Source organism: Rhizobium mongolense USDA 1844 (assembly GCF_000419765.1).
Taxonomy (GTDB): domain Bacteria; phylum Pseudomonadota; class Alphaproteobacteria; order Rhizobiales; family Rhizobiaceae; genus Rhizobium; species Rhizobium mongolense.
This window is the reverse complement of sequence record NZ_ATTQ01000017.1, coordinates 127,127-146,381: the sequence shown is the minus strand read 5'-3', so window position 1 is coordinate 146,381 and position 19,255 is coordinate 127,127. Positions and strand designations below refer to the sequence as shown.

Annotated in this window: 18 protein-coding genes and 1 pseudogene; 8 read left to right on the top strand and 11 right to left on the bottom strand. The window is 58.9% G+C overall.

Going from position 1 to position 19,255, the window contains the following annotated elements:
• Nucleotides 1-6: 6 nt before the first annotated feature.
• Nucleotides 7-395, top strand: a pseudogene (locus A3C3_RS46490) (L,D-transpeptidase); the annotation flags it as partial.
• 1,030 nt (nucleotides 396-1,425) lie between these two features.
• Nucleotides 1,426-1,755 carry an ATPase inhibitor subunit zeta gene (locus A3C3_RS0127110; protein ID WP_022717716.1) on the top strand — a complete coding sequence of 110 codons (330 nt, stop codon included), beginning with the start codon at nucleotides 1,426-1,428 and terminating at the stop codon, nucleotides 1,753-1,755.
• A 484-nt stretch (nucleotides 1,756-2,239) separates the two neighbouring features.
• On the opposite strand, the gene A3C3_RS0127105 is transcribed toward A3C3_RS0127110, so the two are convergent.
• Nucleotides 2,240-2,530, bottom strand: coding sequence for a DUF6522 family protein (locus tag A3C3_RS0127105; protein ID WP_022717715.1), 291 nt, complete (start codon nucleotides 2,528-2,530; stop codon nucleotides 2,240-2,242).
• A 220-nt stretch (nucleotides 2,531-2,750) separates the two neighbouring features.
• Here A3C3_RS0127105 and A3C3_RS0127100 point away from each other — a divergent pair, with 220 nt between their 5' ends.
• Complete coding sequence (locus A3C3_RS0127100) at nucleotides 2,751-3,128, top strand: YbaN family protein (protein ID WP_022717714.1); 378 nt, start codon at nucleotides 2,751-2,753, stop codon at nucleotides 3,126-3,128.
• Nucleotides 3,129-3,515: 387 nt separating this feature from the next.
• The gene (locus A3C3_RS39300) at nucleotides 3,516-3,734 is read left to right on the top strand and encodes a hypothetical protein (RefSeq protein WP_022717713.1); all 219 of its coding nucleotides are present in this window, start codon (nucleotides 3,516-3,518) and stop codon (nucleotides 3,732-3,734) included.
• A 45-nt stretch (nucleotides 3,735-3,779) separates the two neighbouring features.
• Here the strand turns inward: A3C3_RS39300 and A3C3_RS48655 are convergent, their stop codons facing one another.
• From A3C3_RS48655 to A3C3_RS0127070, 5 genes are all read right to left on the bottom strand, one after another.
• The gene (locus A3C3_RS48655) at nucleotides 3,780-4,025 is read right to left on the bottom strand and encodes a DUF982 domain-containing protein (protein WP_022717712.1); all 246 of its coding nucleotides are present in this window, start codon (nucleotides 4,023-4,025) and stop codon (nucleotides 3,780-3,782) included.
• Between the two features lie 164 nt (nucleotides 4,026-4,189).
• Nucleotides 4,190-5,140 carry a glycoside hydrolase family 25 protein gene (locus tag A3C3_RS39295; RefSeq protein WP_022717711.1) on the bottom strand — a complete coding sequence of 317 codons (951 nt, stop codon included), beginning with the start codon at nucleotides 5,138-5,140 and terminating at the stop codon, nucleotides 4,190-4,192.
• A gap of 169 nt (nucleotides 5,141-5,309) precedes the next feature.
• A complete protein-coding gene (eglC, locus tag A3C3_RS0127080) occupies nucleotides 5,310-6,743 on the bottom strand; it encodes an endo-1,3-1,4-beta-glycanase EglC (RefSeq protein WP_022717710.1) in 1,434 nt (477 codons plus the stop codon).
• Nucleotides 6,744-6,972: 229 nt separating this feature from the next.
• Entirely contained in the window at nucleotides 6,973-8,283 is a 1,311-nt protein-coding gene (locus A3C3_RS0127075; protein WP_022717709.1) for an HlyD family type I secretion periplasmic adaptor subunit, read from the bottom strand.
• Entirely contained in the window at nucleotides 8,280-10,022 is a 1,743-nt protein-coding gene (locus A3C3_RS0127070) for a type I secretion system permease/ATPase (RefSeq protein ID WP_028740043.1), read from the bottom strand. Before A3C3_RS0127070 ends, A3C3_RS0127075 begins: the two co-directional genes overlap by 4 nt.
• 482 nt (nucleotides 10,023-10,504) lie before the next feature.
• Here A3C3_RS0127070 and A3C3_RS0127065 point away from each other — a divergent pair, with 482 nt between their 5' ends.
• The 3 genes from A3C3_RS0127065 to A3C3_RS0127055 all read left to right on the top strand — a co-directional run bounded on the left by A3C3_RS0127065 (nucleotide 10,505) and on the right by A3C3_RS0127055 (nucleotide 13,896).
• The gene (locus A3C3_RS0127065) at nucleotides 10,505-10,780 is read left to right on the top strand and encodes a hypothetical protein (protein ID WP_022717707.1); all 276 of its coding nucleotides are present in this window, start codon (nucleotides 10,505-10,507) and stop codon (nucleotides 10,778-10,780) included.
• Between the two features lie 127 nt (nucleotides 10,781-10,907).
• Nucleotides 10,908-12,896, top strand: a complete 1,989-nt coding sequence (locus A3C3_RS0127060) for a PhoX family protein (RefSeq protein WP_022717706.1) — start codon at nucleotides 10,908-10,910, stop codon at nucleotides 12,894-12,896.
• Nucleotides 12,897-13,071: 175 nt separating this feature from the next.
• Nucleotides 13,072-13,896, top strand: coding sequence for an inositol monophosphatase family protein (locus tag A3C3_RS0127055; RefSeq protein ID WP_022717705.1), 825 nt, complete (start codon nucleotides 13,072-13,074; stop codon nucleotides 13,894-13,896).
• Between the two features lie 7 nt (nucleotides 13,897-13,903).
• Here the strand turns inward: A3C3_RS0127055 and A3C3_RS0127050 are convergent, their stop codons facing one another.
• The 5 genes from A3C3_RS0127050 to A3C3_RS0127030 are packed head-to-tail and all read right to left on the bottom strand — an operon-like array spanning nucleotide 13,904 to nucleotide 18,723.
• Nucleotides 13,904-14,752 carry a glycerophosphodiester phosphodiesterase gene (locus A3C3_RS0127050; protein WP_022717704.1) on the bottom strand — a complete coding sequence of 283 codons (849 nt, stop codon included), beginning with the start codon at nucleotides 14,750-14,752 and terminating at the stop codon, nucleotides 13,904-13,906.
• Nucleotides 14,745-15,824 (bottom strand): ABC transporter ATP-binding protein, encoded by a 1,080-nt coding sequence (locus A3C3_RS0127045; RefSeq protein WP_022717703.1) that lies wholly within the window; start codon nucleotides 15,822-15,824, stop codon nucleotides 14,745-14,747. The genes A3C3_RS0127050 and A3C3_RS0127045 overlap by 8 nt, the downstream gene beginning before the upstream one ends.
• A 36-nt stretch (nucleotides 15,825-15,860) precedes the next feature.
• Nucleotides 15,861-16,688: an ABC transporter permease gene (locus A3C3_RS0127040; RefSeq protein ID WP_022717702.1), complete on the bottom strand. Its 828-nt coding sequence runs from the start codon at nucleotides 16,686-16,688 to the stop codon at nucleotides 15,861-15,863.
• Nucleotides 16,685-17,578: an ABC transporter permease gene (locus A3C3_RS0127035; protein ID WP_022717701.1), complete on the bottom strand. Its 894-nt coding sequence runs from the start codon at nucleotides 17,576-17,578 to the stop codon at nucleotides 16,685-16,687. The genes A3C3_RS0127040 and A3C3_RS0127035 overlap by 4 nt, the downstream gene beginning before the upstream one ends.
• Nucleotides 17,578-18,723, bottom strand: a complete 1,146-nt coding sequence (locus A3C3_RS0127030; RefSeq protein WP_022717700.1) for an extracellular solute-binding protein — start codon at nucleotides 18,721-18,723, stop codon at nucleotides 17,578-17,580. Before A3C3_RS0127030 ends, A3C3_RS0127035 begins: the two co-directional genes overlap by 1 nt.
• Before the next feature lie 279 nt (nucleotides 18,724-19,002).
• Between A3C3_RS0127030 and A3C3_RS39290 the strand changes: the two genes are divergently transcribed.
• On the top strand, nucleotides 19,003-19,224 hold the full coding sequence (locus A3C3_RS39290; RefSeq protein WP_022717699.1) for a hypothetical protein: 222 nt from the start codon (nucleotides 19,003-19,005) through the stop codon (nucleotides 19,222-19,224).
• Nucleotides 19,225-19,255: the final 31 nt, after the last annotated feature.

Sequence of the window (19,255 nt, the reverse complement as noted above, 5' to 3'; positions counted from 1 at the left end):
GACAAAATGAGATTGCTGGCTCTCTTGGCTGCAGCCCTTTTGCTGACGGCCTTTCAGGCCCAAGCCCAGGTTTACGGGCCTTATGATGGATACGACGACTATGGTGGCTACGGNTATGACGACCCGTACAGCCCTTATCCGCCACCGCTGGATTACGAGCCAGTGCCTCGCTATCGGGAACCTTGGCAAGAACGTCGGGAGCCATCGACGCGAAGCGCAAGGGGAACCATCGTCATCGCCACGCGTGAGCACACCCTTGTTTACATCACCTCACAAGGCGAGCAGTTCGCCTACCCCATTGCGTCGGCCGCGAAGGCAAGCAATGGTACGGAACAACGCGGGTAGTGTCGAAGCGAGAGCATCCAGAGTGGCGGCCAACGGCGAGCATGCCCGCGACGCTTTCTTCGGGAGCATAGACGAGAGGGTACTTCTCAACGACCCTACCCTCTCCTACATGTGTCTTCCGAGACGTCTGGCCGCACCAGGACTCCACGGCTGGCGCGGGGCAATCCAATCCCAGATGCGTCCTCAGCCAATTCTGTCCGACTGGAAATTCGCTCATCGTTGAAGCTTACCTATTCAAAAACGCATTCGCCTGTTCAAATTCGGTTTAATTTACCCTCTTCCGTAGAAAAACACTATACGGCCAAGCATATCCTGGCGAGCGCCGTCAAAAACGCATTCGAGCGTAAAAAAGCGCAATGCAAGTTTGCCTCAACGTCGAAAAAACGTATGCGAAGTTGTCATCATCCGAACCTTCTACGCCGCAACACCATGTTGCGGGCGCCAGTACGGGTTCGGCCATCGTGGAATCCTTGGAACGATATATCGCTCGAAACTATCGATCGCGTCGCGCCAGTGATCGCCAACCATTGCCCAGCGGGTGACTAACGTCCGCTTCGGGGCCGACAGCGGCCTTGGTGACGAAGCTTCGAGAACTTGATCCGCTCGAAGTCCTTCATCCCGTACTCGGCATCGGCATATACCATCGCGCGCGGTCGTGACCGCGTATTCGCACATCCGTCCACACCGTTCCGCCGAGAAATCTAAGATCAACGATGTTCAGAGCTTCGATCTCGAGCAAGGGGACATTGGGATAGCGATCGGCAAGCTCACGGGCATCCCGAATGCTCGCTTGCATCGCAATGGCGACGGTCATCATCCTGAACCTTGCGGGATACCCCGGCGTTCAGGCCGGGAGGAACTCGAGAGCGGCCTTGGGTCCTGCACCAATTTGGGAACGGCTAACCCTCTCACAGCGTTTTCAGACGGTCGGGTTTGATCACTATCAACGCGCCTTGCCTCTCGCGCACATCCTCGCCTCAAAACGGAGGTACGTCATGGCGCACAAGCAAAGTCCTGTTTCGGCCCGGTCGCATTCGATGCTCACGGCCGTTTGCGCCGCGGCAAGGAAAGGAGTTTCGCATGACATCCTTGGACGATAGAAGACGGGCGCTTGAAGACAAATACATTCTCGACTTTGAGCGGTCGCTGAAGGTTCGTGCCCGCCGAAATCGCCTGCTGGCGGAATGGGTTGCCGCTGCAATCGGCCGCAACGACGTCGACGCGTATGTGAACGAGGTTGTGGCAATAGCCATCGCTTCGCCGGAAGACGCGAATCTGCTGCAGAAGATTCTCGCGGACTTCAGTGCCGCCGGCCAGGTTGCCGATGAAGCACTTCTTCGCGAGAAGATGCACGACCTGATGTACATGGCTGCCGAAGCCTTGGAGAGTGAGGACGCAACGCGAAGCTAGCGGACGACAGACGGACCATATGCAGGCCCCCTGAGAGCGGAACGCGGCCAGGCTTATCGCGCCCCTCGGTGCACCTGCCGTTTAGGCGCCGGCTTAAGATTTGGCGATAGCCGAGGTCGCCGCCGAGTAAGCGCGTGCCGATGTCGAAGACGCTGACCGCCTCTGTCGCTCGCCATTTCCTTGTACTACACCTCTGGCTTGGCCCGAGGCCGCGTTGCGGTGTCGTGTCATTGGCGACATCTCCCTCGACCGTGTTCTCGCCCTGGAGCGTTTCATCACCCCGACGTTCCTCGATACCCTTGCAGCGACCAATGCCGGGATCGTCATTGAGGCCGAAGGTCGCGGCACGATCCCGACGTTGATGGCGACATCTCCCAGGGGCATAAGGCCTTTACGAAGGGTATTGCAGACGAGGACAAGGCCCCTGCCCCCTGCCCACGGCAAGATAGAAGAATGAACGGAAATAGGTCGCGAAAAGCCGCTTCTACGTAAGCTTCCGGCGGCTGCTCCTTTTCATCGTGCCAGCCCGGGCGAAGGCCATTTCTTCGGAAATGACAGTATCGGAGTTGTCGAGGATCGCGCGCCAAATGCGATTGCCGATCCTGAGGCTCAGCCGCTGCAGGCCGAGATCCTCGCCTTCACCAATTTCCACGGTACTCGCAACCAATCCCATCTGCAGTTTTCGCCTGAACTCGGCTCCGGAGAGGCCGAAGCGCGAGGAAAGCTCTGCGGGATTGAGGATGAAGTCACCATTGTCGTCGCGCGTTATCTGCATTCTGGATCCCCTTTCCGGTCTTGTCATAATCGCGTTTCAAGGCGTGCTTGTATGCCTGGTCGCTTTTACCGAGATATTCGGTTTGGTGGAAAAGCGGATTTGCGCAAGGTTGAACGGCGCGCACTGCAATCCTATTTTCCGCGCATCCCTATGGTATGTTGATAGGAGAAACGGCAGGGCGATCGGCGCTTTGGAGCGGTTGAACAGCTGAAGCCGCTTGATGAAAGGAGATTCCGTGCGGTTGCTTCTTGCTGCCCTTGGCTTTGGTTTCGTTGCACTCGGCGTTATTGGTATCTTCGTGCCGCTGCTTCCGACGACTCCGTTCCTGATCCTTGCCGCTGCTCTATTCTCCCGCTCCTCCCCGCGCTTTGAGCGCTGGCTGCTTGCCCATCCGCGCTTCGGCGAGCCACTCCGAAATTGGCGCCGCCAAGGGGCGATCCGGCGACGTCATAAGCTTGTCGCCTGTATCTCGATGATTTGCAGCTTTCTCATTCTGCTCGTATTTTTCAGACCCTCAGCAATTGCGATGATTGGCGCTGGGGTTCTGATGGCGGTTGCCGCGATCTATGTCGCGTCCAGGCCCGAACCGCGATACTGAAAATCCTCCACGACCACACGTGCCCTTGACTTAGAACGCGCCCGCGTGAATTTCGTGCCAAGCACGGCTGAGGTCATCGAGCGGCGATTCCATTGGTGCGGCACGTGACGCCGAAACGCTTCGAGAAATGAATGGTGCTGACAAACATTGTCATTCATCCCGTGACAGGAAGTGCAACTTTTGAGTGTTGGTAAGTTCCAGCGCAATGCAATCAAGCTATCAAAATGCGCCGGAAAACAAACTTATCAGAGGCATGGTCAAGGTACGGTGGCGAAGTCATGGGTATTGCGATCTCTGGAAGGAACCAGAAGGATTGGAGGTGCATTTCCAGGGATTGCCCAAACGAAAATGGACGCGCTTAATACCGCACTTGGAAGGATTGCCAGGATGAGTTTCGAAGGACACACGACAGCGCCGGGTGCAAACGTCCATGAGAACCATTACTGCGACCATGAAGATGCAAGGGGCATCCGTTGCACGCAATGGGGCTGTTACGGCTTCGAGGAGAGCACCGGCGCCACACGATGGTACTGCCGCAAGCACCAGCCGCTGATCTATCGCGGACTGCCAGCGCATGGCGGTATGCACGTCTTTATCGGAAGTTAGCCCGCGCTTGTTTGCGGGCTGCCCATACGGCGGTGGAACTTTCTGTCAGCTCAAACGGAAGTGCGCTTCGACCGCTGCAGCGATGAATGCTTGCCGGGCTTTGGTTCCGTCGCACCCGCCATTAAGAGCGTCGTCACATATCTGCTCTGCTCGTCGGTACTGGCTTCCATGATAAGCCGGCCAGGAACGATCAAGCATCGACTTGGCTTGCCGCACGGTCTTGACCGTTCGCATAATGCCCGTTGCCGGATCCTCAAGAGTGATTGGAGTGTCCCAGATAGCCCTTTTCATGACGCAGCTCCTCCCGAAGCGGGAACGGTTTCATCCCAGAACGGTTCCGGGCCTGCCCCACTTCCGGCTGCATTGGTTAACAGGGTGTTTCCCTTTACCATCCGGCATGCCCTGAAGACCCGGTTCGATTGGACGCCACCGGCGACCGGTTGATCAAGTGCTCGTCAGCGGCGGTCCGGCGAGATCGAAGACGTTACGATCAGGTCACGTTGCCGCGGTTCAAGCGGCACGGAGCCGAATTCGATCTTTGCAAGGATTAGCGGAGGATCGGGCTCGGCAGGGCGCAGCAGACCGCCTTGGGGCCAGGCACGCCGCAACTCCTCCTTGGACATTGCTGCGACGTTCACGTCGATATCGGTCAGCGTGCCTGGCACGCGATAAGGACAACGCCGTTTTGAACAGTTGCTGGCGGATGAAAACTGCCAGAGAAAATAGTTCTGCCAGTTCCCAAGCGGGAAGACCTTGCGGATGTCCGGCTTGTAACGCGCGTACCAAAGGGGCAGCCTGGCCAGTACACTGTAGTCGCGCCGATATGCGGCAATATAGCGTGCCGTATCATGGTTGGTGTAAAGGATCGGATAGCGTCCGGTTCTTGCCCTGATGTGCCCGACAAATATCTGCGCATCCTCGAGCGACATGAACAGATCGGGGTCGATACCTTCGATGTCGAGGACCATCAGATCGTCCGCATCCGGCGTCGCATAGTCGAGGAAGTGATTGGCCTGGTCGATGGGATTGCCGGGCCGGCCGACATGGTAGGCACCCCAGAGCAACCCGTTCTGTCGTGCGATCATGCGGCGGCTCGTATAGAGCTCGCGGCTTACCGCGTATTTCCGCCACATCGTCTTGCAATGCGCAAACGTGTCTCCACGGTGCTCTCCCTGGCAGCTGAAGCTCTCAGGTAGACCATCCGATGCCTTGGAAATAAAGGCCGCGACGCGCTCGTCCTTGAGCAGGGCCTGCCAATCGATCGCATTCATTTCATAGGCGTCGACAACCAGCGCGTTGTTTGAACTCTTCCAGGGCGACACATCCGCCGCAAAAAGGCCCCCTGCTTCAGCGATGAAAACAAGCAGACAAAGGCAGGAAAGAATCGATGTTCGGAGCCCCTTCATCGATCCAAGGTAAAATATCCTGAGTTTATAATATATTAAGAATAAGGCAGCCCTAACGCGCGCCGCGTCTAAGGGGCAGATTGAGCGCCATGGCCATGGCGCTCAAATGCACGACCCGTTCACCAGCCAAGCGCTCGCAACCAAGTCTGTCGCTTGAGATAAGCGACGATCATATGTGCCATTCGGTTGCAGCGGATTGGGTGCTGGCCGTGACCGGGGCATCATCGAGCGAATAGGCATGGATGTAGTCTATCTTCATCTGTGCCCCATCGGCGAACCCGGCACCCGGCGTTCCGGCCGTGCCGCCGACGGCCAGATTTACCAGCATGTACATTGGATCATGCATGTCGGCCGGCGTATCGGCATGGGCTACGGCGACATCGTCGAAATACCAGACGATCTGATCTTCGTCCCATAAGACCCCATAGGTGTGGAAGCCATCGGTGCTTGGGACCTTGACCGGCGTCGAGACCGTGGTGCGCGAGCCGGTCTCGTTGCTGTGGACTGTCACGTTGACGGTGTTCGGATCCTGTCCCCGCATCTCGACGACGTCGAGTTCCGGCGGCCATGAACCATCTTCAGGCAGCAGCCAGAAAGCCGGCCAGGCACCCTGCTCGGTCGGCATGTCGGCGCGCATTTCGAAGTAGCCGTAGGTCTGAGCGAAGGAGGAATGCGTGTTCAAGAGGCCCGACGTATAATCGTAGCCGTTGATCTGCGATTGGATCGCTTCGGAGGCCGGCGCCGCTGTTATCGTCAGCACCCCATTCTGAAGGGAGAAGGGATTGACGGCCGAGGTCGCAGAATAGGACGGATTGATGTACCACTGGAGTTCGCCATTGCCGGGGAGCGTGCTGCCCTTTTCCGGCGCCCACCAGAATTTGGCATCCCACACGCCCTGGTCGCCGTTGCGCAGCGACAGGCTGTTGAATTCATCGGCAAATGTGAGCGTGAGTGCTGACCGGTCGAGCGCCAGCTGGAATTGATCCGCGCTGAGGTCGGCGACGGTTTTGTTTGCAAAAACGATACTTTCTCCGCCACCGAGATCGAGGCGCAGGTTTGCGCCCTCCTGTGTGAGGTGGTTAACGACCTGATCGAAGCTCGACAGCCCGTAGCCGTTCAATCGGACGGTATCGTCGGTGCCGAAATCGACAACAAGGTCGCTGCCGTTGCCGCGCGTGAAGATGAACGTGTCGGAACCGCCGGCGCCGATGAGGACATCGTTGCCCGCGCGACCATCTATCGTCTGACTTCCGGAACCGCCGGTGATGATATTGTCGGCCGCATTGCCAAAAGCGTAGCGACCGCTGCCGGTGACGGTTAGATTTTCGAAGTTTTCAGGAAGCGTATAGCTCATCCAGGTGCTGATGGTATCGACCCCGGCGTTCGGGGCCTCCACCGCGCGATTGGTGCTGGAATAGAGGTAATAGATGTCGTCACCCGTTCCGCCCTGCATGGTAACGTTTACGGAGGCGTCGCCCCAGATCGAATCGTTGCCGCTCGTCCCATTCAGCACAGGGCCTGAACCTTTGGCCGAAAACCAGGCGCTCGATGCACCGCTGTAAAAGAGTGATTTACCAACGGCGTTCGTAACCGAGCTTGCCATACATGATTCTCCTTCGTTTTCTGCCTTGCGATAATAGATGACGATTTAGGCGGTTTTGACACCTTTCGATTGATATTAGCTTCAACCTCCACGGAAAGCCTGCAACAGACCTAATGGAAAAATCACCGCGCGTTTGCGGCTGTGCCACCATCTGGCGTTCGGACCATATTGATCCATAGTGACACGGCGAAGACTTGCGCTTGCCCTCGCCGCACGCCCGCCAGAGTACTCAGTCCTCCCGGAACGCGCGCGCCACCTGGTCGGTCAGAGGCTTCGTCAAATAGGCAAGAGCCGTACGCGCACCTGTTTGCACGAATGCTTCCACCGGCATGCCGGGGACGGGCACAAGACCGCCCAATCGGCTCCATTCGCTCTGATCAACCGAGATCCGGACGGCATAGTAGGTCGTGCCCCTCTCCCGATCCGTCGTCAGATCGGCGGCAATCTGCCGCACGATACCGTTGATTTCGGGCGTGTTCCTTTGGTTGAAGGCAGAAAATCGCAGCCTGACCTCTTGGCCGATGGATAGCTGATCGATGTCCTGAGGCAAGACGCGGACTTCGGGCGTCAGCGTATCGCGGGCGGGCACGATCTGCATGATCGGCTCACCGGGTGGAACGACGGCGCCAGCGGAGTGGACCGTAAGCTGATGAACGATACCGGTCTGAGGCGCCCGGATGTCAACCCGCCGCAGTTCGTCTCTTGCGGCGACCATTCGTTCGGAGAATTCTCCGATGTCGCTCTGGGTCTTGCGCAGTTCGTCCGATACTTCGCTGCGGTGATCGTCATCGATCTGAATGATCCGCAATTCCGTCTCGGTGACCTTACCGTTCGTCTGCGCAACGCTTGCCACGAGGCTTCCGAGCTCGCCCGTCAGGCGCGCGGACTCGCGTTCAAGGGCATAGAGGCGGTTGACAGGCACGATACCTTGGTCGAACAGGCGCCTGACGCTCGCAAGCTCCTTGTCGATCAGCGCCATCTCTGCCTTCTTGCCGGTCTGCTGGGCGACAAGTCCCTCCGCTTCCTGCCGCAATTGCTGGATGCGTTCGCGCAACTGGGCTTTTCTGCTGGCACGCGATGTCCGGCGATCTTCGAACAATCGGCGCTCGCCTTCGATGATGCCGCCGTCTCCAGCTTCGCCTGCCTGTTCTAACAGACTATCGGGAAACCCAATCTCCTCAACGCCGTCCCGTTCAGCGCCAAGCCTGGCAGAGGCGGCCGACAGCTCGTTCAGTCGCCGGGAGATGATTGCGAGGTTTGCCCGCAATGGCGTGTCGTCCAGATGCACGAGGATCTGCCCAGCCTCCACCAGCCCGCCGTTTTTGACGAAGATCTTCCCGACAGTGCCCCCCTTTTGATGCTGAACGGGCTTCACATAGCTGTCGACGACAAGCGTGCCGTTCGCAATCACCGCGCCGGAAAGGTAGGTCGTGGCTCCGAGGCCTCCAACCACGCCGACCAGAAGCAGGACCATCGCGAGTGCGATCGTCGTAAGGCGGCTGATTGCAGCTTCGGATATGGGCGCTTGCCTGTCGATCAACTGTCGCCTCCCGCTATAACCGTCAGCGTGCCACTGCGCGGAGCTGTCGAAACCGTTGCCTTATTGAGAACCTCGTCCTTCGCCCCAAAGGCCTGAAGTTGTCCATTGGCGAGTACCAGAACGAGATTGGCGGCCGCCAACGCACTTGGCCGGTGAGCAATGACGATGGCAATGCCCTTGCGTGCCCGGATGCCTGCGATCGCCTGAGCGAGCGCTGCCTCGCCATCGCTGTCGAGGTTCGAGTTCGGCTCATCCAGGACGACAAGGAAGGGATCGCCATAGAGCGCGCGCGCCAGGCCAATGCGCTGGCGCTGCCCGGCCGAAAGCATCGATCCGTTCTCGCCGATCTGGGTGTCGAAGCCATCGGGAAACTGCACGATCATCTCGTAGACGCCCGCAGCTCTTGCCGCTGCAATGATTTTCTCGGACGGGGCATCTGTGTCGAAACGCGCGATATTTTCGGCAATGGAGCCCTCGAAAAGCGACACTTCCTGCGGTAGATAGCCGATCGACCGGCCGAGCGATGACGGGTCCCACTGATCAAGGGACGCCTTGTCGAGCCGCACCGAGCCGCCGACAGGTTTCCAAAGACCGACCAGTCCGCGGGCAAGCGACGATTTTCCAGATGCGCTCGGCCCGATGACGCCGACGGCGTCTCCGGCCTCCGCTCTGAACGAGATCCCGCGCAGTACCATCGTCCTGGTACCAGGAACGGCAAGGTGAAGCGCTTCCACGGACAGGTTCGCGGTCGGCGCAGGCAGGTCGACATGCCGCTCCTCCGCCGGTAGCAGTTCCAGATGCTTCGTCAGTCTGCTCCAGCTTTGCCGCGCGGCGACAAAACCCTTCCATTGTCCGATTGCAAGCTCCACAGGTGCCAGCGCCCTGCTGACGAGGATGGAACTCGCGATCATGATCCCGGGCGTCGCCTCTTGCCTGACCACCAGGATGGCGCCGACCGCCAGCACGCCGGATTGCAGCATCATCCGAAGGACTTTTGAGATCGACATCAGACTGGTCGTGACGGTCGTCGCCGAGATATGATTGGCAAGATACCGGTTGTTAACCTCGGTCCATTTTGTGGCCAGCAACGATCCGAACCCCATGGCCAGCACGGCCTCGGAGTTCCGCCGTGTCGCTTCGGCAAGATTCAGCCGCCGCGCGGAAAGCTCAGCGGCAATCTTTGCCGGTTTGCGGGACTTGTATTCGGCGAGTGCTGTAAGGCCAATCAACATCACCGCACCGGCAAGCGCCGTGACACCGATCCAGACGTGAAAGAGAAAGCACAGACCGATGTAAAAAAGCATCCACGGCATATCGAACAGCGCCGTTGGCCCGGGGCCGGACAGAAAACCACGTACGGTATCAAGATCGCGGATCGATTGCAGACCGTCGCCCGGCATTCGCATCCGCGAGGGCAACAGGATCAGGGAGTTATAGACGTCGCCTCCCAAACGCTCGTCGACGGCCGCTCCGGCGCGCATCAAGAGCATCGAGCGGATAAAATCGAGCAATCCCTGGAAGATGAAGAGCGTTGCTGCAATGATCGCAAGCCCGGCAAGTGTCGGCAGGCTTCGACCCGGAATCACCCGGTCATAGACTTGCAACATGAAGAAGGAGCCAGTGAGCGCCAATATGTTGACGATGCAGCTCGTGGCTCCGACACCCAGGAAAGCGCGCTTGAGGGAAAAAAGCACCGCCACAAGGAAAGCCTGTGGTGGGCCGGATTTTTCGTTCGTCATGCAGCGCTCCGCGGTTGTATCACCGACACGAAGCGGGAGCCGTTCGTGCAGGCCATTCAACATTACATTCTTAGTTCGACGCTATTGTTATCATCCCATGCGGTCGGCGTGTTCCCGTTAAAAAGTTTCTTTCGGTCTAAATTAAGGACCGCTTTACAACGGACGCATGTGAATGGCCGATGTGCAGGAACGGGACGAGGCCGCGCATGCCATGCGGACGAAATTTTCACCACTATCTCAGCCTCGGCGTTCGAGAAAAGCAAGCCCGGCCTGCAATTCCTGCTGTGGATAAGGGAGTTGTCGACGAAATTTGGCCCTGTTGGCGCCCTACGGGCTGGGGGCCGGTAACCTTTCGTTAACCATGCCGGCCTATCGATGGGGCGCTGCTTTTCCGCGATAGCAAGGCAGCACGTCGCGTGGCCGGCTTTGCAGGTTCAGGGGCGCGGCGCTTGGGCTGGATATCTTCTCCAAGGAGTTTGCAAATGCAGCTTGTCGCTTTACCGGCTACGTTCAACCTGATCGGCAACGATGCGCTTATCGTCATGAAGGCCGACGACACGCATCAAGCCGTGTGTGTGACGAAAGATGCGCTTGCTGGTGTTCAGGCTGCGCCTGACCCACGGTGGCTGCCGCAGGATCTGAGCGTACTCGAACTTATTGCGAGCTGGAAATTCGATCATGGCGAGATCGCCTTCGATGGCCGCATCTGGATTACGGCGAAGGATGTCCAGAACTGGCATAAAATGACGCGGCATTAAATTTATCCGACCACGACGGGTTACGAGCGAGCGGCAAGGAAATTGTCGCATTTCCGTAATATCCCAGCCCTAAGTTTAGAATGGCTCCAAAAACTAGGGGGCCGTTTTCAACTTTGGAGCCAGTCCCATGAATGAACATCTTTCTCAAAAGATATTCCCCACGACGCAGCTTGAAGATGCAGATGGCGAAGGCCACAATTCAAGCCTCAATCCGACCATGGGCGAAATCATCAGCAAGCGCTTTTCGCGCCGTAGTTTCCTCCAGGGTTCGCTTGCCGTTGCCGCCATTACCGCGACCGTCAGCCCAGTGGCGTTGATGACGGCGGAAAAGGCGCGCGCGAATGGCGCTTCTGCCTTCTCCTTCCCGGAAGTCGAGGCCGGCGTGGATGCCAACCATCACGTCGCCGAAGGCTACAGCGCCGACGTCCTTTTGCGTTGGGGCGACGCGCTCTTTGCCGACGCACCGGCCTTCGACCCGACCAAGCAGACGGCAGAAGCCCAGCGCCGGCAATTCGGCTACAACAACGACTATGTTGGCTTCATCCCGCTTGAAGGTTCTTCGACCCACGGGCTGCTTGTCGTAAACCACGAATATACGAACCCGCACCTGATGTTTCCCGGCATCGTCAAGATCGTCGACGGGAAAATCTCCCAGGGCAAGCTCAGCAAGGAACAGGTCGACGTCGAAATGGCCGCGCATGGCGGCACAATCGTCGAGATCCGCAAGGTCGACGGAAAGTGGAAGGTCGTTCCGGAAAGCCGCTACAACCGCCGCATCACCTCTACCACAGAAATGCAGCTTACTGGCCCGGCTTCCGGTCATGAGCGGGTCAAGACCTCGGCGGACGCCACCGGCACGCGCGTCATCGGCACGCTCAACAACTGTGCCGGCGGCGTGACCCCTTGGGGCACCTACATCATGGCTGAAGAAAATTTCCACGGCTATTTCTCCGGCGAACTGCCGGAAGGCCATAAGGAAGCCGCCAATTACAAGCGCTACGGCGTGCCGGAAGGCGGTTACGATTGGGCCAATTATTACGACCGCTTCGACCTCTCCAAGGAACCGAACGAAGCGAATCGCTTTGGCTGGATCGTCGAAGTCGACGTCATGGATCCGGCCGCGACCCCGAAGAAGCGCACTGCTCTTGGCCGTACCAAGCATGAGGGAGCGGCATCGATCGTCAGCAAGGACGGCCATGTTGTCTTCTATCTCGGCGACGATGAACGCTTCGACTATGTATACAAGTTTGTGACGTCGGGAACGTTCAATGCGAGCGATCGTGCCGCCAATCTCGATCTACTCGATGAGGGAACGCTTTACGTGGCCAAATTTGCCGAGGACGGTACGTTGCAGTGGCTGCCGCTCATCTTCGGCCAGGGACCGCTGACGGCCGAAAACGGCTTTGCCAGCCAGGCCGATGTTGTCATCGAGACGCGTCGCGCCGCCGACATTGTCGGCGCAACGAAAATGGACCGGCCGGAAGACATCGAACCGAACGCCGTCAACGGCAAGGTTTACGTCATGCTGACCAACAACAGCAAGCGCAAGGCCGATCAGGTGGACGCCGCAAATCCCCGCCCCGACAACGCCTTCGGTCACATCATCGAGATCACCGAGGATGGCGGCGATTTCTCAGCAACTTCAGGCAAATGGGAAGTTCTCTTGAAGTGCGGCGATCCTTCGGTTGCCGAAGTCGGCGCGACTTTCTCGACCGAAACTTCCAAGAACGGCTGGTTCGGCATGCCGGACAACTGCGCCGTCGATTCGGCCGGCCGTCTTTGGGTCGCAACGGACGGCAATAACAACAAGGCCACCGGCCGCACTGACGGCCTTTGGGCTGTCGACACCGAGGGGGACGCCCGCGCCACCTCTCGCCTTTTCTTCCGCGTCCCCGTCGGTGCCGAGCTCTGTGGCCCGCTCTTTGCCCCGGATGACGAAACGGCTTTCGTCGCCGTGCAGCATCCCGGCGACGGCGGTGATGACTGGTCAGGCCATGGCCGCCCATCCTATTACGAGGATCTTTCCACCAGATGGCCAGACTTCAAGGATGACATGCCAGTGCGCCCGTCTGTACTTGCCATCACCAAGATTGGCGGCGGCAAGATCGGCATCTGAAACGGCGCGTTGACAGAGCCTTTGTTAGCCGGGACGAGTGCGGCGTCCCGGCTATTTTTGTTTGCCGGAACACAATCCTGTCTGCATCCCTGCCCTCTTGCGTCACAAAAACTTCATGCGTCTCTGCGAAAGCTTTCTTGCAAAGACGTCCGCATCCTTTCCATAAGAATTCTTCATGACCTCGTCTTCAGTCTCCACCCGCTTATCACCGGCGGCCTCGCAACGCCTTTTGCTTCTCGCAAATACGGCACTGAAAGCGGGGCAAACCGCCCGCAGGTCGCTAAAGCGGCGGCTGGTGAGCGAGATCGTGTCGAAGGCACCGCGTGACTACCAGACGGAAATCGACGTGGCGGTCGAGCGGATCATCGTCGATGAGGTGGCGAAAGCCTTTCCTACCTACGCGATCAAAGGAGAGGAGGCCGTCGGCAATCGTGATGCCGAGGCAAGCACACCTGTCATCTATATCGACCCGATCGACGGCACGACAAACTACGCCTGGGGCATTCCGCATTTCGGCATGACCATTTCGATCGCCGAAGGTGGCCGCATCGTGGCCGGCGTCGTCTATGATGCAATGCAGGATGAACTGTTCAGTGCGGAGACTGGCGGAGGCGCTTATCTGAACGGCGAGCCGATCCGCTGCATCGAGAATGCCGAAATCGAAAACGTCCTGATCGGTGCTGGACTGCCCGTTCCAGGACAAGTGAAAGCCGTCAGCGAGGACACCTACTTCACCGCGCTTAGGCGGCTGATGGCCAATACGGCAGGTGTGCGGCGGCTGGGCTCAGCAGCACTTTCCATTGCCTATGTGGCATGCGGACGGCTGGACGGCTTCTTCGAAGACGGATTGTCGCTGCATGATTATGGCGCGTCGGTCCTTCTGGTCGAAGAGGCTGGCGGACAGGTTTCGGCCTTTTCCGGCGGGCCGGTCACGGCAAACGGCGATATCCTTGCCGCAAATAGCGCGATCCACCCGTGGCTTGTCCAGGGGTTTAACTGAGCTCGACTTACAGGTGCTTGACCAGAAGCGCTTCCAGCCCGACCGGATCGTCGGTGGTGATTTGATCCGCTTTCAGCGCAAGAAGCCGTCGAACCTTCGGCAAGACTTCGGGAACGGCTGCCGTGATGGTATAGGCATCGACGCGGCGGCCAGCACGATGGAAGGCGCCAATGAGGTCATAACCTTCAGCGTCGGCGAAGAGCACCAGTTCCCAGTATAGATAGAACATCCGTGCGCGCGGCGATGCCTTCAGCGCTGTTTCCACGAAACCTGCGAAGTCGCGGCTTTCGATCAAGCGCTCAATCGCCCCGTCGTGACAAGGGTCATAGCCGATCGGCATGTCGGGAACCGCGCCGGAAAGCCGTTCGACGGCTCCAGCATCGCCCCCAGACAGAATGACCGACCGTGCGACCGGCGACATTGCTGCGGCAAAGGCGGTGATATCCACGTCGCGGATACTCGCCGACGCCTCCTTGAGATCCAGCTGCAGGACGGCATTTTCATCGCATTCGCCCGCAAGAAGAAGCTGCCCGAGATCGTCGATCAGCATCACCGGGTGATCTGCCGGCACGCCAGTATCATCGCGAAGCTGCAAGCCACGCAGATACTCCTGCGAAGCATCCAGGACACGGCCCGTGCCCGTCGTGGCCCGATCAAGTGTTTCATCGTGAAGAACCGCAAAACCTTCGCCGCAAAAACGAATGAGATCAATCTCGACGCTGGCGCCGAGCAACATGCCTTCGGCAATCCGCCGGCGCGTGAATGAGATGTCGCCGGAAAAGCGATGGCCACGATGCCATTTCAGCCATGTCCGGTGCGCACCTGTTTCGACGGCAATCCCCCTGCGGTCAGACATGTCCGAGCATCCGATCGGTTTGCAGCTCGCCGGCGGCGGCCGACCGATGGACGAGCTTGTTCTCACGAAAGGCGAAATAGGCGTTGGCTACCGGTTCCACAAGAGAGCCCCTTGTCCAATCGACATCCGGTGGCGTCATGACCTTGAGCCGTGTGCCGTCCGCAAGGTCGATATCGACGATCCTGTGAGTGCCGAAATCGATGCTGCGATGCACGATGCCGGCGCCTGACTTCTTTGACGGGCGGAGCGAGAGCGCTTCCGGGCGGAAGGCGAGCATGAGATCGCCGTCTGCGACCGGAACTGCAAGCGAAAAATCCGGATGTTCAATGATCCCGTTGCGGATCTTCACGCGAACGAAATTCATGGAGCCGATAAAACCTGCCACGAATTCGGTCTTCGGTTCGCGGTAGATGAGGTCCGGCGGTGCGATCTGTTCGGTGCCGCCATCCCGCATGACGACAATCCGGTCGGCAAGCGCCAGCGCTTCGTCCTGCCCATGAGTGACAAACAGGGTCGTGATGCCGAGGCGCTGCTGGATGTCGCGCACCTCTTCCCGCAGGCGCTCGCGCAAATGCTGGTCGAGACTGGCAAAGGGCTCGTCGAGCAGCAGGATCTTCGGCTCGAGCACGAGCGAGCGCGCCAGCGCCACACGCTGCTGCTGCCCGCCCGAAAGTTGTGTCGTCATCCGCTTTCCGTAGTTAGAAAGGCCGACAAGCGCGAGCGCACTTTCAACGCGCTGCCTGATCTCGGGTTTCGGCAGCCTGCGTATCTTCAACCCGAACGCAATGTTGTTGAAGACGTCCATATGCGTCCAGAGCGCATGGCTTTGAAACACCATGCCTGTCGGGCGCTTCTCCGGCGCAAGTGTCGTGACATCCTTGGCGTCGATGAGAATTGAACCTGCACTCGGTCGTTCGAAACCGCCGATCATGCGAAGAAGCGTCGACTTGCCGGAGCCCGATGGTCCGAGCAGACAGACGAGCTCGCCATCATCGACATCGAGCGAGAAATCGCGCACCGCGAACGAGGCGCCGAAGGCCTTCGAAATCTCTTTGATCGTCAAGCGTGCCATCTCAAGCCTTTCTTAGGGTCATGCCGGATCCGCATGTCACGCGCCAAAGCCGCGGGCAAAGGCGCCCGTTCCAACGATGCGGCGGGCAAACGTCAGCGCCATGAAGGACGGCACCCACAACATGACCGACAGGACTGCGCCGTACTGCACGACGATCTGATTGTTGATGAAGGTGATCATCAATACCGGCATGGTTCGAACCTCAGGAGCACCGATCAGCCACGCTCCTTCCGTTTCGTAGAAGGTTCCAACAAAGGTGAGCAGAAGCGCCGCTGCGATTGTCGGTGCGGCCTGCGGAAGGGTGATCGACCAGAACACCCGCAGTGGTGCCGCACCTGCATCCCGGGCCGCTTCTTCCATGCGCCGGTCGACGTTCTGGAACGCCGCGACAGGGATCCAGATCATCAGCATGAGGGTGCCGACGAGCTGGATCAGGACGACACCCCAGAATGTGCTGATCAGGCCGAGCTGCAGGAAGATGCCGGCGATCGCGACAAGCAGTCCGAACTTCGGGAAGGCGTGCGAAGCAAGAAAGGACAGGAAGAGGATGTTCCTGCCCGGAAAGGTCATGCGCGCAAATGCGTAAGCCGCCGGCAGGCAGATGACAGCCGAAAGCAGCGTCACGGTCGCCGTCAGCCGAAGGCTGAGAAATAGCGATTCCCAGACGTCGGAGCGCGATAGCGTCTGCGACCAAAAGCGCAGCCCGAACTGCTGCGGAATGACAGAGGGATAGCGCCAGACCTCGGTAAAGGCCCAGGTTCCGACAACAATCAGCGGAAGCGCGATGAACAGGGTCAGCAGCGCCGCAAACAGGATGCCAGCCCAATCGATCCTTGCCGCACCGGCAGTTGTACCAAGACTCATCGGCCGCCCTCCCGGTTTTTCGCGATCGAGCGAACATAGAAGATCCCAAACACCAGGCAGAAGCCGAAGGTGATCACCGCTTGCGTCAGAGCATTCAGCGGGTCGTTGAGGTCGGAGAAGGTGCGTTGCATGAACGGCCCCATCATCTCGGGCGAAGCTGGGCCAAGCACGTAAGGCAGCGTGAAGGACGAAAAGATGCCGAGGATGGCGAAGGAGGCCGTGACGAGAAACGAATTGCCCATGCGCGGCAGGATAATCGAAATGAAGACCCGCAGCGGAGAGGCACCGACATCGCGCGCTGCTTCGATCGAGCTTTTCGCGATATTGCCCAATCCGGCCGAAAGCATCAGCACGGTCAGGGGAAGATTGTCCCAGACGAGGCCGATCACCGGCCCCCAGGGCGTCAGATATGGAGACGGCAGCTTTGGCAGGCCGGTCGCGTTCAGGAGGATGTCGATGGTGCCGTTCGGACCGATCGTGCGGATAAGCGCGTAGGAGAGGATGATCGACGGGACGAACATCGGAAAGATTGCAAGGCCTTGGATATAGGCTGCGAGCCGTCCCGGCGAAAAGCGCAGATAAAGGGCGATCGGCAGGCCGGTGGCGAGAAGCAGCAGGCCGCAAACCAGCGTCGTCCAGAGCGTAAGCCAGAGATTGGCCAAGCTATAGGCGTCGGTGAAGAAAAAGCGGTAGGAAGCAAGCGAAAAGACAGTCGCGCCGTCCGGTTGGCGCAAGAAGACCGTGCCGACGACTGCGGCGATGATCGGATAGACGATCAGCCAACCCAGCAAAAGCACCGGCAGGGCGACGAGGAGAAGCCCTGCCGAAGCGTTTGTGGCAGCTGGTGCGCGGCAGCGCGCCAGCGATGGTAGCGCAAAATCCCTGCGCATCAGCTACGGCTGATGCCCGGCGCGACGCTGCGGTACCAGCCGTCGTTGATGGCAGGCTCCCAATCGCCGCTCGGAAAGGTGGGGATCGTCGCCGGGACGACATCGGCATATTTCTGGCGGAGTTCATCGGAGATATGGTTCCAGGAGATGGCCGGAAAACCGCCGATCTCGGTGATGATCGCTTCTTGCATCTCCTTTGTCAGCAGGAAGGCGGCGAGCTTCAGGGCCGCGTCCTTATGTGCGCCGTTCGAAAACACCGTCATGCGCGAGAAATTGCCGCAAAGCGCAAGGTCGCCGAGCTGAACGAGGCCGGTCGTTTCCGGCAGAACGCCCTGCGAGATCGCCTGGAGAACCTGGTCGGACCAGACCGGCGTCATGGTGACCACGCCCTGCGCCAGAAGCTGGATCGACTGCGTGTTGCCAGCCGTATAGGCGCCCTTTTCATAGAGCGACGGCGCAAGGTCGTTGAGGATCGCCCAGGCAGGCGTCAGGGTCTGCTTGGCGTAATCGGCCGAGAAATTGTCGATCGTGAATTTCTTCGGATCGCGGCCATTGGCCTCATGGATAGCGCGGCGAACGAAGTTGCCGCCTGAACCACCTTTGTCGGGACGATTGTAGATAAACTGGCCCGGATTGGCCTTGATCCATGAAATCAGCTGGTCCCAGGTTTTCGGTGCATCCTTTGGGTCGAGCTTGGCCTTATCGTAGGCCAGTAGAACCTGCGAGCCGCGGTAGGGAAGCGAATAATCGCTGTCGGCGCTCAGCGGATTGACGCGGTCGAAGCCTTCGATGTTCTCTGCAGAGAACTTGACCCAAAGACCGGCGTCTATCCCACCCGTCGGCAGGCGTGGATCGAAGGTTTCGAAAATGTCTGCCTGCGGATCGGTCTTGGTCTGGAGGGCGGCCAGGGCTCGATCGGCAATGGCGCGCAGACCGGTATTGTCGCCGGCATCAGTGACCTTCAAGGCAACGTCCGGATGGGCCGTTTCGAAGGCCGGACGGACGATATTGTTCCAGAAGTCGACGATGTTGGCGTCGGAGCCGCTGTAGAGATCGATCGTCTTTTCTGCTGCGGCGGCAAAACGCGGCGCAGCCAGCAGAGCTGCTGCGGCCGACGATGTGATAAGAAACTCGCGTCTGTTCATCACCCTCTCCATTCGTTTCGCGGTCGTGCCCCGCGTGGCTGGTGATGCTAGCTACCGCTGACGCGTGACATCGGGATGACAAAAGGGTCGGGCGAAGGATTTTTTGCACAGCCGTGCATTTAACCTGCAAAAACGACATCGACGAAAGAGTGGGCGAATCCGACGGCCTTGAATGCGGCTTATGATTGACGGCCGGTCTGTTGCCATCGTTTCGCCGTCGCGGTTACATTAGATTGTAATCAATCGCGGCTAGATTGTTTTCATCATCAGGAGGCAACTATGAGCGATATGACCATGTCAGAGATATTGTGCGATCCGCTGATCCGGCAGCTTATGCGCGCCGACAGGGTATCGCTTGACGTTTTCGCAACATTGCTTCGCGAAGCTGCAGCGCGCGCCGACGCACAGGCAATGAAGGGCATCAGCGCCGTCGTGCCGCCAGACGATAACGAGGCTTCAGCACAGTCGCATGAGACGATCATGCAAACGGAAGCAGTATAGACTTGCGGGCCTCAATGTTGCCGGCCACGCG

What these genes read in the sequence shown, in the direction of transcription:
- A3C3_RS0127035 (WP_022717701.1), bottom strand. Translation starts at nt 17,578, where the DNA reads ATGCGCAGGGATTTTGCGCTACCATCGCTGGCGCGCTGCCGCGCACCA.
- A3C3_RS0127110 (WP_022717716.1), top strand. Translation starts at nt 1,426, where the DNA reads ATGACATCCTTGGACGATAGAAGACGGGCGCTTGAAGACAAATACATT.
- eglC (WP_022717710.1), bottom strand. Translation starts at nt 6,743, where the DNA reads ATGGCAAGCTCGGTTACGAACGCCGTTGGTAAATCACTCTTTTACAGC.
- A3C3_RS0127070 (WP_028740043.1), bottom strand. Translation starts at nt 10,022, where the DNA reads ATGACGAACGAAAAATCCGGCCCACCACAGGCTTTCCTTGTGGCGGTG.
- A3C3_RS39300 (WP_022717713.1), top strand. Translation starts at nt 3,516, where the DNA reads ATGAGTTTCGAAGGACACACGACAGCGCCGGGTGCAAACGTCCATGAG.
- A3C3_RS0127060 (WP_022717706.1), top strand. Translation starts at nt 10,908, where the DNA reads ATGAATGAACATCTTTCTCAAAAGATATTCCCCACGACGCAGCTTGAA.
- A3C3_RS0127050 (WP_022717704.1), bottom strand. Translation starts at nt 14,752, where the DNA reads ATGTCTGACCGCAGGGGGATTGCCGTCGAAACAGGTGCGCACCGGACA.
- A3C3_RS39290 (WP_022717699.1), top strand. Translation starts at nt 19,003, where the DNA reads ATGAGCGATATGACCATGTCAGAGATATTGTGCGATCCGCTGATCCGG.
- A3C3_RS0127100 (WP_022717714.1), top strand. Translation starts at nt 2,751, where the DNA reads ATGAAAGGAGATTCCGTGCGGTTGCTTCTTGCTGCCCTTGGCTTTGGT.
- A3C3_RS39295 (WP_022717711.1), bottom strand. Translation starts at nt 5,140, where the DNA reads ATGAAGGGGCTCCGAACATCGATTCTTTCCTGCCTTTGTCTGCTTGTT.
- A3C3_RS0127040 (WP_022717702.1), bottom strand. Translation starts at nt 16,688, where the DNA reads ATGAGTCTTGGTACAACTGCCGGTGCGGCAAGGATCGATTGGGCTGGC.
- A3C3_RS48655 (WP_022717712.1), bottom strand. Translation starts at nt 4,025, where the DNA reads ATGAAAAGGGCTATCTGGGACACTCCAATCACTCTTGAGGATCCGGCA.
- A3C3_RS0127105 (WP_022717715.1), bottom strand. Translation starts at nt 2,530, where the DNA reads ATGCAGATAACGCGCGACGACAATGGTGACTTCATCCTCAATCCCGCA.
- A3C3_RS0127030 (WP_022717700.1), bottom strand. Translation starts at nt 18,723, where the DNA reads ATGAACAGACGCGAGTTTCTTATCACATCGTCGGCCGCAGCAGCTCTG.
- A3C3_RS0127055 (WP_022717705.1), top strand. Translation starts at nt 13,072, where the DNA reads ATGACCTCGTCTTCAGTCTCCACCCGCTTATCACCGGCGGCCTCGCAA.
- A3C3_RS0127045 (WP_022717703.1), bottom strand. Translation starts at nt 15,824, where the DNA reads ATGGCACGCTTGACGATCAAAGAGATTTCGAAGGCCTTCGGCGCCTCG.
- A3C3_RS0127065 (WP_022717707.1), top strand. Translation starts at nt 10,505, where the DNA reads ATGCAGCTTGTCGCTTTACCGGCTACGTTCAACCTGATCGGCAACGAT.